Source organism: Burkholderia ambifaria AMMD, from assembly GCF_000203915.1.
Lineage (GTDB): Bacteria > Pseudomonadota > Gammaproteobacteria > Burkholderiales > Burkholderiaceae > Burkholderia > Burkholderia ambifaria.
In genome coordinates this window covers 1114522-1129414 of the sequence record NC_008391.1, presented here as the reverse complement: position 1 = coordinate 1129414, position 14893 = coordinate 1114522, and the positions used below count along the sequence as shown (strand labels likewise).

12 protein-coding genes are annotated in these 14893 nt (G+C 67.7%); 10 read left to right on the top strand and 2 right to left on the bottom strand.

Features of this window, described 5'->3' with window-relative positions:
- Positions 1-238: 238 nt before the first annotated feature.
- The gene (locus tag BAMB_RS21075) at positions 239-1612 is read left to right on the top strand and encodes a sigma-54 dependent transcriptional regulator (RefSeq protein WP_045554981.1); all 1374 of its coding nucleotides are present in this window, start codon (positions 239-241) and stop codon (positions 1610-1612) included.
- A 369-nt stretch (positions 1613-1981) separates the two neighbouring features.
- On the opposite strand, the gene BAMB_RS21070 is transcribed toward BAMB_RS21075, so the two are convergent.
- Positions 1982-2473, bottom strand: coding sequence for a hypothetical protein (locus tag BAMB_RS21070; protein WP_011659197.1), 492 nt, complete (start codon positions 2471-2473; stop codon positions 1982-1984).
- Positions 2474-2833: 360 nt separating this feature from the next.
- On the opposite strand from BAMB_RS21070, the gene BAMB_RS21065 reads away from it, so the two are divergent.
- Positions 2834-3511, top strand: coding sequence for a LuxR C-terminal-related transcriptional regulator (locus BAMB_RS21065; protein WP_011659196.1), 678 nt, complete (start codon positions 2834-2836; stop codon positions 3509-3511).
- Between the two features lie 275 nt (positions 3512-3786).
- Here BAMB_RS21065 and BAMB_RS21060 read toward each other — a convergent pair whose 3' ends face one another.
- Positions 3787-5340: a methyl-accepting chemotaxis protein gene (locus tag BAMB_RS21060; protein WP_011659195.1), complete on the bottom strand. Its 1554-nt coding sequence runs from the start codon at positions 5338-5340 to the stop codon at positions 3787-3789.
- 256 nt (positions 5341-5596) lie between these two features.
- Here BAMB_RS21060 and panE point away from each other — a divergent pair, with 256 nt between their 5' ends.
- The 8 genes from panE (at position 5597) to BAMB_RS21020 (ending at position 14879) form a co-directional block, all read left to right on the top strand.
- Positions 5597-6544, top strand: coding sequence for a 2-dehydropantoate 2-reductase (gene panE, locus BAMB_RS21055; RefSeq protein ID WP_011659194.1), 948 nt, complete (start codon positions 5597-5599; stop codon positions 6542-6544).
- A 250-nt stretch (positions 6545-6794) separates the two neighbouring features.
- Positions 6795-7754, top strand: a complete 960-nt coding sequence (locus tag BAMB_RS21050; RefSeq protein ID WP_011659193.1) for an AraC family transcriptional regulator — start codon at positions 6795-6797, stop codon at positions 7752-7754.
- A gap of 116 nt (positions 7755-7870) precedes the next feature.
- Positions 7871-8824 (top strand): substrate-binding domain-containing protein, encoded by a 954-nt coding sequence (locus BAMB_RS21045; protein WP_011659192.1) that lies wholly within the window; start codon positions 7871-7873, stop codon positions 8822-8824.
- A gap of 5 nt (positions 8825-8829) precedes the next feature.
- Positions 8830-10407 (top strand): sugar ABC transporter ATP-binding protein, encoded by a 1578-nt coding sequence (locus BAMB_RS21040; protein ID WP_408580307.1) that lies wholly within the window; start codon positions 8830-8832, stop codon positions 10405-10407.
- Positions 10394-11407, top strand: a complete 1014-nt coding sequence (locus tag BAMB_RS21035) for an ABC transporter permease (protein ID WP_011659190.1) — start codon at positions 10394-10396, stop codon at positions 11405-11407. Before BAMB_RS21040 ends, BAMB_RS21035 begins: the two co-directional genes overlap by 14 nt.
- A 49-nt stretch (positions 11408-11456) precedes the next feature.
- Positions 11457-12545, top strand: a complete 1089-nt coding sequence (locus BAMB_RS21030) for an erythritol/L-threitol dehydrogenase (protein WP_011659189.1) — start codon at positions 11457-11459, stop codon at positions 12543-12545.
- A 31-nt stretch (positions 12546-12576) separates the two neighbouring features.
- Positions 12577-14124: an FGGY-family carbohydrate kinase gene (locus BAMB_RS21025; protein ID WP_011659188.1), complete on the top strand. Its 1548-nt coding sequence runs from the start codon at positions 12577-12579 to the stop codon at positions 14122-14124.
- Positions 14121-14879: an SDR family oxidoreductase gene (locus BAMB_RS21020; RefSeq protein WP_011659187.1), complete on the top strand. Its 759-nt coding sequence runs from the start codon at positions 14121-14123 to the stop codon at positions 14877-14879. Before BAMB_RS21025 ends, BAMB_RS21020 begins: the two co-directional genes overlap by 4 nt.
- Positions 14880-14893: the final 14 nt, after the last annotated feature.

The following is a 14893-nucleotide window of genomic DNA, read 5'->3' as shown; positions in this document are numbered from 1 at the left end:
CGCCGATCCCGCTTCGGTCGTGCAGGGCCGTATCGATTGCGCCGGACACATACCGGCGCTGGCTGGACTAGCTCGAACGCCGTCTATTCGCGCATTTTCGGTCGTTGAAGCGGCTGCCGTATGCCGGCATGCCACGGGAGTGAATGTCGAAAACGATTGATCCGGGAAGGCGAGTGCCGTGAACCATTACTGCCCGATCAGACTGTCCGGCCCGCACGACGGCGAACGGGCCGCATGCATGCCGCCGTTCGTCCCGGGCCGGCGTCCCCCTGCCGCGCTCACGCGCCCGCTCGTCTACCTGTCGCAGCATCCCGATGCGTGGCTCGTCGACTGTCTCGCATCGCGCGGCTGGAACGTATGGCGGGCGAAATCCGTTGCGGACGCAATCAATCTCGTGAAGGCGAACCGCCTGCACGCGGGCATCGTCGATTTCGACGGCTTCGCGTCGCCCGACGTCGCGTCGTTCGAGGCGCTGCTGCGCGATCCGCGTATCGGCTGGGTCGCGCTCGCCGACGACGAGCGGCTGCGCGACGCCACCGTCGCGCGCCTGATCCGCCAGTGCTGCTTCGACTACGTGTGCAATGCGATGGCCTGCAGGACGATCGGCTATCTCGTCGGCCATGCGTACGGGATGCTGAAACTGGTGGACAGCGAAAAACCGGCCGTCGATGCCGCGCCGCCGGGCGGGGCGATGATTGGCGCATGCGGCGCGATGCGCCGGCTGTTCGCGACGATCCGCAAGGTAGCGAACACCGACGCCGCCGTGTTCATCGCCGGCGAATCCGGGACCGGCAAGGAGTTGACCGCGGCGGCGATCCACCAGCATTCGTCGCGCGCCGATGCGCCGTTCGTCGCCGTGAATTGCGCGGCCATCCCGTCGACGCTGCTGCAGGCCGAGCTGTTCGGCCATGAACGCGGCGCGTTCACCGGCGCGCACCAGCGCAAGATCGGCCGCATCGAGGCCGCGCACGGCGGCACGCTGTTTCTCGACGAAATCGGCGACATGCCGTTCGAGAGCCAGACGAGCCTGCTGCGATTCCTGCAGGAGGGCAAGATCGAGCGGCTGGGCGGGCGCGTGTCGATTCCGGTGGACGTGCGGATCGTGTCCGCGACCCATGTCGATCTCGAGGCCGCGGTGCAGGCGGGGCGGTTCCGTGCGGACCTGTATTACCGCCTGTGCGTGCTGCGCATCGACGAGCCGCCGCTGCGCGCGCGCGGCCGCGACATCATGCTGCTCGCCGATCACGTGCTGCGGCGTTATCGCGACGATGGCGCGCACCGGATTCGAGGCTTCACGCCATGCGCGATCGAGGCGATCCACAATTATGCGTGGCCGGGCAATGTGCGCGAACTGATCAACCGGATCCGCTTCGCGGTCGTGATGACGAATGGCCCGCTGATCTCGGCCGTCGATCTCGAGCTGAGCCAGTACACGTCGCATCGGCCGCCGACGCTCGCCGAGGCGCGCCGGCAGGCCGAGCGCCGCACGATCGAGGAAACGCTGTTGCGGCATCGGCACCAGCATGCCGACGTCGCGGCGGAACTCGGGATTTCGCGCGCGACGCTGTACCGCCTGATGATCGCGCATGGGCTGCATAGTCTGCATGGTTGATGCGGGTTGTGCTCGGCCCGGGGCGGCGCGGCGTCGCTCGGCCGTCGGCTCTCCAGCTTATCGGCCCGCTACCTCATCGGCGCGCTAGCACGTCGGCTCGCTAAGCCCGTCGGGTCGCGCGCCGGCAGCCGGCAGCCCACCAGCCCGCAGCCCGCCAGCCCGCAGCCCGCCAGCCCGCAGCCCGCAACCCGCAGCCCGCAACCCGCAACCCGCAACCCGCCAGCCCGGAGCCCGCAGCCCGCAGCCCGCAGCCCGCAGCCCGTCAGCCCGCAGCCCGTCAGCCCCTCAGTCCGTCAGCCCCGCAGTCCCTCAGCCCATCAGCCCATCAGCCCATCAGCCCGTCAGCCCATCAGCGCCCACCCATGCGCATCAAGCCGGCCGTTCGAAGCCCGATTCGACCCAGCGCGCGGCGCTGGCCTTGTTGAGCTTGAACCCGGCGGACACCTTCGCGTCGGCCAGCAGCTCGCCGTACGGGTCGAACGCCTTCAGTTGCGCATACGGCTCGAACTCGTCCGGCACGATGTCGAGCGTCACCGACACATCCTGCCCGTCGTCGCCCTGGACCGTCACTTCCTTGTGCAGCATCGCGCGGCGCTGCTGCTCGTGACGCATCAGCACCTCGGTCGCGGTCTTCACCAGCGTGCGGAACGCGTTCGCGTCCATCGGCTTCGGGTTCTTCTTGTCGCGGCCCATCGTCCACGGGCCGACCAGCGCGGGCTCGGCTTCGCCGTCCTTGATCATCTCGACGGCCCAGCCGTCGTCGTCCTCGTTCTTGATGATGCGGGCGGTCCAGCCGTTGTCGTGCCAGAGGCCGTCCTGGTGGATGGCGGTGTCGTCGGATTGCAGATCGGATTCGGTCATGGAGGAAGCGCGGCGAACGGCCGGGGCGCGCGGCCAGGAGCGGCGCGCTGCCCGCGGCCGGTCGCCCGGAGTGGCATGCAAAGGCCGCAATTTTACCCTGCGGGCCGTTCGTGCGGCCCGCGCCGCCCGCAATGTCGGCCATTCGGCCGATTCAGCCTGCCGCCGAATGGCCGGACCGACGCAAATATCAAACTCGTATTACGTTCCCGCAGGCCAATCTATACAGCGTCCGATATCCCGGGCGCGCGCCGCTTCCTAGAATGACGTTCGAGATAAAAATATCTCGCACGTCATTCAACGCCGATTCGGCCGCGCCCGCATTCCGCGTAGCGGGGCCCGGCGAACCTTCTGGAATTGCGCATGGGGAAATTCAGTATTCGCACTGTTTTCGCGTACGACTGGCCGCTTACGCTCGCGGGCATGGAGCACATTGCCGGCGACGCGTGCGCGATCGATCTCGTCGGCGTCTCACGGACCCCGGACGAATTGGTCGACGCGCTCGGCCGCATCGACTGCGACATCGTGCTGGTCGACTATGCGATCGGCCAGGACGCGCGGATGGACGGCCTCGCGCTGTTCGACTGGCTGCGCCGCTCGCGCCCGAACGTCGGCATCGTCGCGCTGGTCGGGAACGAGAATCCGGTGATTTTCCGCTCGATCCTCGCGCAAGGCGGCGCGAGCCTCGTCAGCAAGTTCGACGATGTCGGCCATATCGTCACCGCGATCCATTCGAGCTACAGCGGCGGGCGCTACCTGTCGCCGCTCGTGCGGCGCGCGCTCGAGGCGCTCGCCGAACACGACCAGCCACCGGTGAAGCTGTCGACGCGCGAAATCGAGGTGATTCGCCTCTATCTGGCCGGCGTGCCGATCAAGACGATCGCGCAGCGGTTGAACAAGGGGAAGCAGACGGTCAGCGCGCAGAAGATCAGCGCGATGAAGAAACTCGGCGTGACCAACGACATCGAGCTGGTCCAGCGGGCGGCCGGGCTGGGGTTCGGCGGCGGCGGGGGCGCGAGTCAGCCGGTCGGCGCGGGGTAAGCGCGAAAGCGGTGCGGGCCGGGCAGGGCCGGCACCGCGGGGGGCGCCGGGCCATCAGGGGGAATCGCTGGGAATCGCCGGAACCCGCGGAATCGCCCGAAATCGCCGGAACCGCCGGAACCGCTGGAATCGACCGAATCGACCGAATCGACCGAATCGACCGAATCGACCGAATCGACCGAATCGACCGAATCGACGGAATCGACGGAATCGACGGAACCGCCGAACCCACCGAACCCGCCGAACCCGCCCTGATTCCGCCCGCTTCCACCCCCTCAGGCCGGCAATGCGAATCGCGTGACCGCGTCGCGCAGCGCTTCGGCCTGGTCGCGCAGCGAATGCGCGGCGGCCGCGGCCTGCTCGACGAGCGCCGCGTTCTGCTGCGTGACCTGGTCCATCTCGCCCACCGCGCGGTTGACCTGCTCGATCCCCGCGCTCTGCTCGCGCGACGCATGGCTGATCTCGTCGAGGATTTCGTTCACGCGCCGCACCGACTGCACGATCTCGGCCATCGTCTCGCCCGCGTGCGTGACGAGCGTCGCGCCATGCTCGACGGTTTCGTTCGACGACACGATCAGCGACTTGATCTCCTTCGCGGCCGTCGCCGAGCGTTGCGCGAGCGAGCGCACCTCGGCGGCGACCACCGCGAAGCCGCGGCCCTGTTCGCCGGCGCGCGCCGCCTCGACGGCCGCGTTCAGCGCGAGGATGTTGGTCTGGAACGCGATCCCGTCGATCACGCCGATGATGTCGCCGATCTTGTGCGAGCGGTCGGTGATTTCGTTCATCGTGCGCACGACATTGTCGACCACCTCGCTGCCGCGCGACGCGACTTGCGCGGCCTGATCGGCAAGCGTCGCGGCCTGCGCGGCGCTGTCCGCGTTCTGCTTCACGTTCGCGGTCATCTGGTCCATGCTCGACGCGGTCTGCACGAGCGCGGCTGCCTGCTCCTCGGTGCGCTGCGACAGGTCGGTGTTGCCCGACGCGATCTCGCCCGCGCCGACGTTGATGTTCTCCGTGCCCATCCGCACGCGCGACACCATGTCGATCAACCCGCCCTGCATCGTATGCAGGGCATGCATCAGGCTGCCGCGGTCGTCATGTTTGACGTTCACGCGCGCGGTCAGGTCGCCCTGTGCGATACGCTGCGCGGCGTCGAGCGCGACCTCGAGCTCGCCGCCGAGGTTCGCGCGCACGCTTTTCAGCACCATCACCATCACGGCGGTCGCGATCGCGCCGAGCACGGCCGTCATCGCGAGCCAGCGGCCGACGCTCGCGAGCACCGCCGAACGCACGTCGTCCATGTACATGCCGGTCACGAGATACCAGTCCCACGGCGCGAAGCGCTGCACCGCGCTGGTCTTGTCCTGCGGCTTGTCGGCGCCCGGCTTCGGCCACAAATACTCGACGAAGCCCTTGCCGCCTTCCGCGTTGCCGGCCTTCACGATCTCGACGAACAGGTGCTTGCCGTTCGGATCCGCGAAATTCGACACGTCCTTGCCGTTGAGTTCGGCCTTGATCGGATGCATCACGATCACCGGCTTCGAGTCGTTGACCGAGATATAGCCGTCGGTGCCGTGGCGCATCGCGGCGATCGCCTCGAGCGCCTTCTGCTTCGCGTCGGCTTCCGGCAACGCATTCTGTTGCGACAGCTTGTAGTAGTGGTCGGTCACGCTCGTGGCCTGCGCGACCAGCGACGCCAACTGGTCGCGGCGGTCCGTGATCATCGATGCGCGCGTTTGCCACGCGCCGATGCCGGCGATCACGAGCAGGCCGAGCCACAGAATGACGATCATCGAGGCGAGTTTCTGATTCAGGGAAAGGGTGCGCATGGGTAAGTGAGGTCGGTCGGTCGAACAAGCGCGCCGTAACGGCGTGACGGGATAAGTCTTTGACGGCACGCCACGCGCATGACCGTAGGCGGGAAATCCCTTAGAAACGGCAGCATCGATACCAGCGAACGCGGTGCGGTCATCTATGCATATACATATTCGCCGTCGCTATACTGTCGGGCGATGACGGTGATGTGTCGTGCCCGGATAGTCGGGCGGAGCGGCGGCGTCGAACGAACCTGAAAGGAGGCAACGGATGCGAATTCTGGTGGTGGGAGCCGGCGCGGTCGGCGGATACTTCGGCGGCCGGCTCGCGGCGGCGGGGCGCGACGTGACGTTCCTGGTGCGCGACGCTCGCGCGGCCGCGCTCGCACGCGACGGGCTCGTGATCCGCAGCCCGCGCGGCGACCTGACGCTTGCGAACGTGCAGACGGTGCGCGCCGGCGATACAGCCGCGCCGTTCGACCTGGTGCTGCTGAGCTGCAAGGCCTACAGCCTCGACGATGCGATCGCGTCGTTCGCGCCGTTCGTCGGGCCGTCGACGCTGATCCTGCCGATGCTCAACGGAATGCGCCATCTCGACGTGCTGCGCGACCGGTTCGGCGCCGCGCAGGTGCTGGGCGGCCTGTGCGTGATCGCGGCGACGCTCGATCGCGAGCAGCGGATCGTGCACCTGAACGATACGCACGGGCTGTCGTTCGGCGAACTCGCCGGCGGCGAATCGGCGCGGGTGCGCGCGCTGGCCGACGTGCTCGGCGGCGCGGGCTTCGATGCGACGCTCAGCGACGACATCGCCGCACGGATGTGGGACAAGTGGGTGTTCCTCGCGACGCTCGCGGCGAGCACGTCGCTGTTTCGCGGCTCGGTCGGCGACATTCTGGCCGCGCCGGACGGCCGCCGTCTGCTCGAGACGATGCTCGACGAATGCAGCGCGATCGCCGCGCACAACGGTTACCGGCCCGATCCGGCCGCGATCGAGCGGATGCAGCGGATGGTGCTGACGCCATCGCCGCTGACCGCGTCGATGCTGCGCGATGTCGAGAACCGCGCGCGGGTCGAAGCCGACCACGTGATCGGCGACCTGCTCGCGCGCCGCGACCCGCAGGCGGCGGATGCGTTGTCGCTGCTGCGCATCGCCTACAACCACCTGAAGACGTACGAGGTGCGCGTCGCGCGGGAAAGCGCGGCTGCGTCGTCGCGGTAGCCGTTCGGGGGCGAGCCGCGTTGCCGGATCCGCGCGGCGGCGGTTCGTCGCCGCCGCCGGCCGGCGCGCATTCCGCGCTGCACAATTTTGCCGTCCAGCGTCGTTTCCATCCGCAAACCGCAAAAAAGTATCGAAAATCAGGCGTAAAGTTGGTGGAGCCGCGCGCGCGATCGACCTACATTGCTTTCCATGCGACCGGTCGCGATGCAGAACGGCCCGGCCAGCGATACATGGGAATGGAGACGCCAGGATGATGCACCCCGATCTGGAAGTGGTCGAAGTGCGACGCGACGAGTCGTTCAAGGTCTGGTCGCATGGCTATCCGTATCGCACGATCCGCTGGCATTTTCATCCCGAATTCGAACTGCACCTGATCGTCGCGACGCGCGGCAAGTATTTCGTCGGCGACCATATCGGCTCGTTCGGCCCGGGCCATCTCGTGCTGCTCGGCCCGAACCTGCCGCACAACTGGGTCAGCGACATGGCGGAAGGCGAAACCGTCGAGCGCCGCAATCTGGTGATCCAGTTCGATCCGTCGTTCGTGCGCCGCTGCATGGACGCGTTTCCCGAATGCCGCGACGCGCGGGCGCTGCTCGACGATGCGCGGCGCGGCGTCGGCTTCGATGACGACACGAGCGCGGCGATCGCGCCGCTGTTCGACGAACTGCTGGGCGCGCGCGGCATGCGCCGCATCGCGCTGTTCATGACGATCCTCGAGCGGCTGTGCGGCGCGGCGCAACGCACGCTGCTCGCGAGCCCCGCCTACGACCAGGCGCACGTGACGCCCACGCGGCTCAGCCACGCGCTGTCGTACATCGGCAAGAACCTCGCGTCGGAGCTGCGCGAATCGGAGCTCGCGCAACTGACCGGGCAGAGCGTCAGCGCGTTCTCGCGTGCGTTCCACCGTCATACGGGCATGCCGTTCGTCCAGTACGTGAACCGCCTGCGCATCGAATCCGCGTGCCAGATGCTGCTCGCCGATGACGCGAACATCACCGACATCTGCTTCCAGGCCGGCTTCAACAACGTGTCCAACTTCAACCGCCAGTTCCGCGCGGTGAAGGGGATGGCGCCGTCCGAGTTTCGCGCGCTCCAGCGCCTGAACGCGCGCAGCCGCGAACTCGCGCTGCACGCGGCGCCCACCGGCAACCCGATGCCGCCGCGCGTGGTCACGCCCGCCGCGCCCGGGTTCGTACCGCAGCCCGGATGATCGCCGGGCGCTCGCCCGACCTTTTCTCGTCGTTTTACCCAGCCAATCGCGCCGTTCGCGTCGCGAGGGGCTCGCTCACCCACGAAAAAGCTGCACACACAACCGGAGACACCGTCATGACGCACGCATCGCCCACCGCCTCGCCCGCTTCTTCCCCGCGCCGCGGCGCCCGCTTCGCGGCCCTCGCCACGCTTGCCGTCGCGGCCGTGCTGCCGGCCGTCGCGCACGCCGCGCCGCTGCGCATCGGCATGACGTTCCAGGAGCTGAACAACCCGTATTTCGTGACGATGCAGAAGGCGCTGAACGATGCGGCCGCCTCGATCGGCGCGCAGGTCGTCGTCACCGACGCGCATCACGACGTCAGCAAGCAGGTGAGCGACGTCGAGGACATGCTGCAGAAGAAGATCGACATCCTGCTCGTGAACCCGACCGACTCGACCGGCATCCAGTCCGCGATCACGCAGGCGAAGAAGGCCGGCGCGGTGGTCGTGGCCGTCGATGCGAACGCGAACGGCCCGGTCGATTCGTTCGTCGGCTCGAAGAACTACGACGCCGGCGTGATGTCCTGCGAATACCTCGCGAAGGCGATCGGCGGCAGCGGCGAGGTGGCGATCCTCGACGGCATTCCGGTCGTGCCGATTCTCGAACGCGTGCGCGGCTGCAAGGCCGGGCTCGCGAAATTCCCGAACGTGAAGCTGGTCGACACGCAGAACGGCAAGCAGGAGCGCGCGACCGCGCTGTCGGTGACCGAAAACATGATCTCCGCGCATCCGAACCTGAAGGGCATCTTCAGCGTGAACGACGGCGGCTCGATGGGCGCGCTCGCCGCGATTGAAGGTTCCGGCAAGGACATCAAGCTGACGAGCGTCGACGGCGCGCCCGAGGCGATTGCCGCGATCCAGAAGCCGAACTCGAAGTTCATCGAGACGACCGCGCAGTTTCCGGCCGACCAGGTGCGCATCGCGCTCGGCATCGCGATCGCGCGCAAGTGGGGCGCGACGGTGCCGAAGGCGATTCCGGTCGACGTGAAGGTCGTCGATCGCGGCAACGCGAAGGGGTTCAGCTGGTGAGCGACGTGCGATACGACGCGAACGGCGGCGGCCTGGCCGCTGCCGTTCGCACGGAGAAGCCGATGGACACGATACTCAGGCTCAGCCACATCACGAAAAGCTTTCCGGGCGTGAAGGCGCTGTCGGACATTCACCTCGAGATCGTGCGCGGCGAGATTCACGCGCTGCTCGGCGAGAACGGCGCCGGCAAGTCGACGCTGATGAAGATTCTCTGCGGGATCCATCAGCCGGATGCGGGCACGATCGAGATCGACGGCACCGCGCGGCATTTCACGAGTTATCACGACGCGGTCGCGGCCGGTGTCGGCATCGTGTTCCAGGAATTCAGCCTGATTCCGCACCTCGATGCCGTCGACAACCTGTTCCTCGGCCGTGAGCTGCGTACGCGCTGGGGCGTGCGCGACCGCGCGCGGATGCGCCGCGCGGCGGCCGGCATCTTCGCGCGGCTCGGCGTGTCGATCGATCTCGATGCGCCGTTGCGCACGCTGTCGGTCGCACAGCAGCAATTCGTCGAGATCGGCAAGGCGCTGTCGCTCGATGCACGCATCCTGATCCTCGACGAGCCGACCGCCACGCTCACGCCGGCCGAGGCCGAGCACCTGTTCGCGATCATGCGCGAGCTGAAGCGGCAAGGTGTCGCGATGATCTTCATCTCCCATCATCTCGACGAAATCTTCGCCGTGTGCGATCGCATCACCGTGTTGCGCGATGGCCAGTATGTCGCGACGACCGACGTCTCGAGCACGGACGTCGAGCAGCTGGTCCGGATGATGGTCGGCCGCCGGCTCGAGAGCAGCTTTCCGCCGAAGCCGGTGCGGGCGGCCGATGCGCCGGCCGTGCTCGAAGTCGACGCGCTGCAGATCGAACGCGACGGCCCGGTGAATCGCTTCGCGCTGCATGCGGGCGAGATCCTCGGTTTCGCCGGCTTAGTCGGCTCGGGCCGCACCGAGACCGCGCTCGCGGTGATCGGGGCGACGCGCGCGCATCGCAAGACGGTGCGCGTGCGCGGCACGCCGGCGAAGCTTGCCGATCCGGCCGACGCGCTGCGTGCGGGCATCGGCCTCCTGCCGGAAAGCCGCAAGACGGAAGGGCTCGTCACGTCGTTTTCGATCCGCGACAACATCTCGCTGAACAACCTCGGCAAGTACCGGTCGATGCGCTGGCTGATCGACCGCCGCGGCGAGGCGCGCACCACGCACGACGTGATGCGGCGCGTCGGCGTGAAGGCGCCGTCGATCCATACCGAGGTGGCCACGCTGTCCGGCGGCAACCAGCAGAAAGTGGTGATCGCGCGCTGGCTGAACCATCATGCGAGCGTGCTGATCTTCGACGAGCCGACGCGCGGTATCGACGTCGGCGCCAAAGCGGAAATCTACGGGCTGATGCGCGAACTGACCGCGCGCGGCTACGCCATCATCATGATCTCGTCCGAACTGCCGGAGATCGTCGGCATGTGCGATCGCGTCGCCGTGTTCCGGCAGGGCCGCATCGAGGCGACGCTCGAAGGCGACGAGATCGATCCCGACACGGTCATGACCCATGCCACGGCCGGCACGCGAGGAGCGACCCATGAACCTGCCTGAATCTTCTTCCACGCCTTCCACGACGCTTGCGGCCGCTGCCGGAAACGGCGAGGCGCCGCCGCCGCGCGCGATGTGGACGCAGTTGCGGCGCTCGACGCTGTTTTATCCGCTCGTCGGGCTGATCGTCGTATGCATCGCGATGATGATCGCGAGCTCGAGCTTCCTGTCGGCGGCGAACCTGGAAAACGTGCTGCGCCAGGTGTCGATCAACGCGATCATCGCGGTCGGCATGACCTGCGTGATCTTGACGGGCGGGATCGACCTGTCGGTCGGCTCGGTGATGGCGTTGTCCGGCACGCTCGCGGCCGGGCTGATGGTGGCCGGCGTCAACGCCGTCGCCGCGCTCGCGATCGGTATCGCGGTGGGCTTCGGGTTCGGCTTCCTGAACGGCGTGTTTGTCGCGTTCGCGGGGATGCCGCCGATCATCGTCACGCTCGCGACGATGGGCATCGCGCGCGGCCTCGCGCTCATCTATACGGGCGGCTATCCGATCGACGGGCTGCCCGACTGGGTCGCGTTCTTCGGCAGCGGCAAGGTGCTCGGCATCCAGGCGCCCGTGCTGATCATGCTGATCGTCTATGCGATCGCGTGGCTGCTGCTCGATCGGATGCCGTTCGGCCGCTATGTGTATGCGATCGGCGGCAACGAGCAGGCGACGCGCTTGACCGGCGTGCGCGTCGCGCGCGTGAAGCTGATCGTCTATACGCTGGCCGGGCTCACGTCCGCGCTCGCCGCGATCGTGCTGACCGGGCGCCTGATGAGCGGACAGCCGAACGCAGGCGTCGGCTTCGAGCTCGATGCGATCGCGGCCGTCGTGATGGGCGGCACGTCGATCTCGGGCGGGCGCGGCGCGATTCTCGGCACGCTCGTCGGTGCGCTGCTGCTCGGCGTGCTCAACAACGGACTGAACATGATCGGCGTGAACCCGTATGTGCAGAACGTGATCAAGGGCGGAATCATCCTGCTTGCGATCTATATCAGCCGCGAACGATCGCGGTAACCGGCTATTCATCAGAAATCCGAATCATCACTAACGGAAGAGACAACTCATGACGACACCCGAAGCCCAGCCGCGCATGACCGCGGTGGTTTGCCACGGCCCCGAGGATTACCGCGTCGAACAGGTCGCGAAGCCGCATGCGGGCGCAAACGAACTCGTGATCCGCATCGCCGCGTGCGGGATCTGCGCGAGCGACTGCAAGTGCTATACCGGCGCGAAGATGTTCTGGGGCGGCCCGAATCCGTGGGTGAAGGCGCCCGTGATTCCCGGCCATGAATTCTTCGGCTACGTGGAAGCGCTCGGCGACGGCGCGGCGGAGCATTTCGGCGTCGCGCCGGGCGACCGCGTGATCGCCGAGCAGATCGTGCCGTGCGGCAAGTGCCGCTACTGCAAGTCGGGCCAGTACTGGATGTGCGAAGTGCACAACATCTTCGGTTTCCAGCGCGAAGTCGCCGACGGCGGGATGGCCGAGTACATGCGCATTCCGCCGACCGCGATCGTCCACAAGATTCCGCTCGGCGTGTCGCTCGAGGATGCGGCGATCATCGAGCCGCTGTCGTGCGCGATCCATACCGTGAACCGTGGCGACCTCCAGCTCGACGATGTCGTCGTGATCGCCGGCGCAGGCCCGCTCGGGCTGATGATGACGCAGGTCGCGCACCTGAAGACGCCGAAGAAGCTCGTCGTGATCGACCTGCTCGACGAACGGCTCGACCTTGCGCGGCAATATGGCGCTGACGTAACGATCAACCCGACGCGCGACGATGCGCGCGAGATCGTCCGCGCGCTGACCGACGGCTACGGCTGCGACGTGTACATCGAGACGACCGGTGCACCGGTCGGCGTGAACCAGGGGCTGGAGCTGATCCGCAAGCTCGGCCGCTTCGTCGAGTTCAGCGTGTTCGGCGAGGATACGACCGTCGACTGGTCGATCATCGGCGATCGCAAGGAGCTCGACGTGCGCGGCGCGCACCTGGGGCCGTACTGTTATCCGGTCGCGATCGACCTGCTTGCGCGCGGGCTCGTCACGTCGAAGGGCATCGTCACGCATGGCTTCGCGCTGGAGGACTGGGACGACGCGATCCGCATCGCGAAATCGCCCGAATCGATCAAGGTGCTGCTGAAGCCGGCTCGTTGAAGGCCGGCGCGTGCGCCTCACCGGAGACATCATGGAATACGTCATAGGCGTCGACATCGGCACGCAGAGCACCAAGGCGCTGCTCGTCGACCGGCGCGGCACGATCGTCGCGCGGCGCTCGGCCGGCTACCAGCCCGATACGCCGCGCCCGCTATGGGCCGAGCAGTGGCCGCAGGTGTGGTTCGACGCGGTGCTCGACTGCATCGCGGGCTGCGTGAGCGACGCGCGTGCGCACGGCGTGCCGGCCGATGCGATCCGCGCGGTGTGCGTGAGCAGCCTGTACGGCGGCTCGGGCATTCCGGTCGACAGCGACATGCGGCCGCTCCATCCGTGCCTGATCTGGATGGACCGGCGCGCGACCGCGGAAGTCGACTGGGTGAACGCCAACGTGAACGTCGAGCGGCTGCGCGCGATCACTGGCAACGGCGTCGACAGCTACTACGGGTTCACCAAGATGCTGTGGCTGCGCGAACAGCGCCCGGACGTGTGGGCGAACGTGCGCTATTTCCTGCCGCCGAATGCGTATGTGATCTACCTGCTGACCGGCGAGGTCGCGGTCGATCACAGTTCGGCCGGCAACATCGGCGGCGTGTATGACGTCGCGCGCCGCGAGTGGTCCGACGACGCGCTCGACATGCTCGGCATCCCGGCGACGATGATGCCCGAGCGGCTCGTCCAGTCGACCGATATCGTCGGTGGGCTGCTGTCGCAATGGACGGAGCAGCTCGGCTTGGCGGCCGGCACGCCGGTCGTCGCGGGCGGTGTCGACGCGGCCGTCGCGACCTTCGCGGCCGGCGCGACGCGCGGCGGGCAGCATGTCGCGATGATCGGTACGAGCATGTGTTGGGGCTACGTGAACCAGCACGTCGATGCGCGGCACGGGCTCGTCAGCATGCCGCACGTGTTCAACGGGCAGCGCGACCTGTACGTGTTCGGTGGCGCGATCACGGCCGGCGCGTCGGTCGCGTGGTTTCGCGACCAGTTCTGTCATGCGGAGATCGATGCGGCGAGGTTGCTGCCGCACGGCGATCCGCACGTGCTGCTCGAGCAGGCGGCCGAGAGCGTGCCGCCCGGCGCGGACGGCGTGCTGTTCTTGCCGTACCTGATGGGCGAACGCAGCCCCGTGTGGGATGCGCAGGCGAGCGGCGCGTTCGTCGGGCTGAGTCTCGCGCATACGCGTGCGCACCTGTATCGCGCCGTGCTCGAAGGCGTCGCGTTCGCACTGCGGCACAACATCGAGGCCGGGCGGCGCGGCACGGTGGCGCTGGACGATCGGTTGATCGTCGTCGGCGGCGCCGCGCATTCGGCGCTGTGGATGCAGATCATCGCGGACGTGACGGGTTTTCCGGTGTGGACGATCGAGCAGGACGTCGAAGCCGCGATGGGTGCGGCGCTGCTCGCGGGCGTCGGTGCGGGGCTCGTGTCGCACGACGACGCGCAGGGCGGCTGGGTCACGCTCGTCGAACGCGCGCGGCCCGATGCGGCGCGCGCGCATGCGTATGCGGCGCGTTTCGCACTCTATACGGCGCTGTATCCGGCACTCAAACCGATCATGCACGCACTGCGCACGTCATCATGAAGACGCGATTCGATTTCAGCGGTTCACGGGTGCTCGTCACCGGCGCGTCGAGCGGGATCGGGCGCGCATGCGCGGTTGCGCTGGCGCATGCGGGCGCACGGGTCGTCGCGGCGGGGCGCGATGCGGCCGCGCTTGACGTGCTGGCCGGCGAAATCGCCTGCGATATCTTGCGCGTCGATATCGGCGCCGATGAACAGGCGATCGATGCGGCGCTTGCCGCGTACGACGCGTTCGATGCGCTCGTCAATTGCGCGGGCATCGCGTCGCTCGAGCCGGCGCTCGAGGTCAGCGCCGAGCACTTCGATCGCGTGATGGCCGTCAATGCGCGTGGCGCTGCGCTCGTCGCACGGGCCGTCGCGCGGAAGATGATCGCGCGCGACGGGCGGGGCGCCGTGCGTGCGCGTGGCAGCATCGTCAACGTATCGAGCCAGGCGGCGCTCGTCGGCTTGCCGGAGCATCTGAGCTATTGCGCGTCGAAGGCGGCGCTCGACGCGATTACGCGCGTGCTGTGCATCGAACTTGGCGCGCACGGGATTCGTGTGAACAGCGTGAACCCGACCGTCACGCTCACGCCGATGGCGCAATTCGCGTGGAGCGACCCGGAAACGCGCGCGCCGATGCTCGCGGCGATTCCGCTCGGGCGCTTCGCGGAGCCGGACGAGGTGGTCGAGCCGATCCTGTTCCTGCTGAGCGACGCGGCGTCGATGATCAGCGGGGTGTCGCTGGCGATCGATGGCGGGTATACGGCGCGGTAGCGGGCGATCGGGTG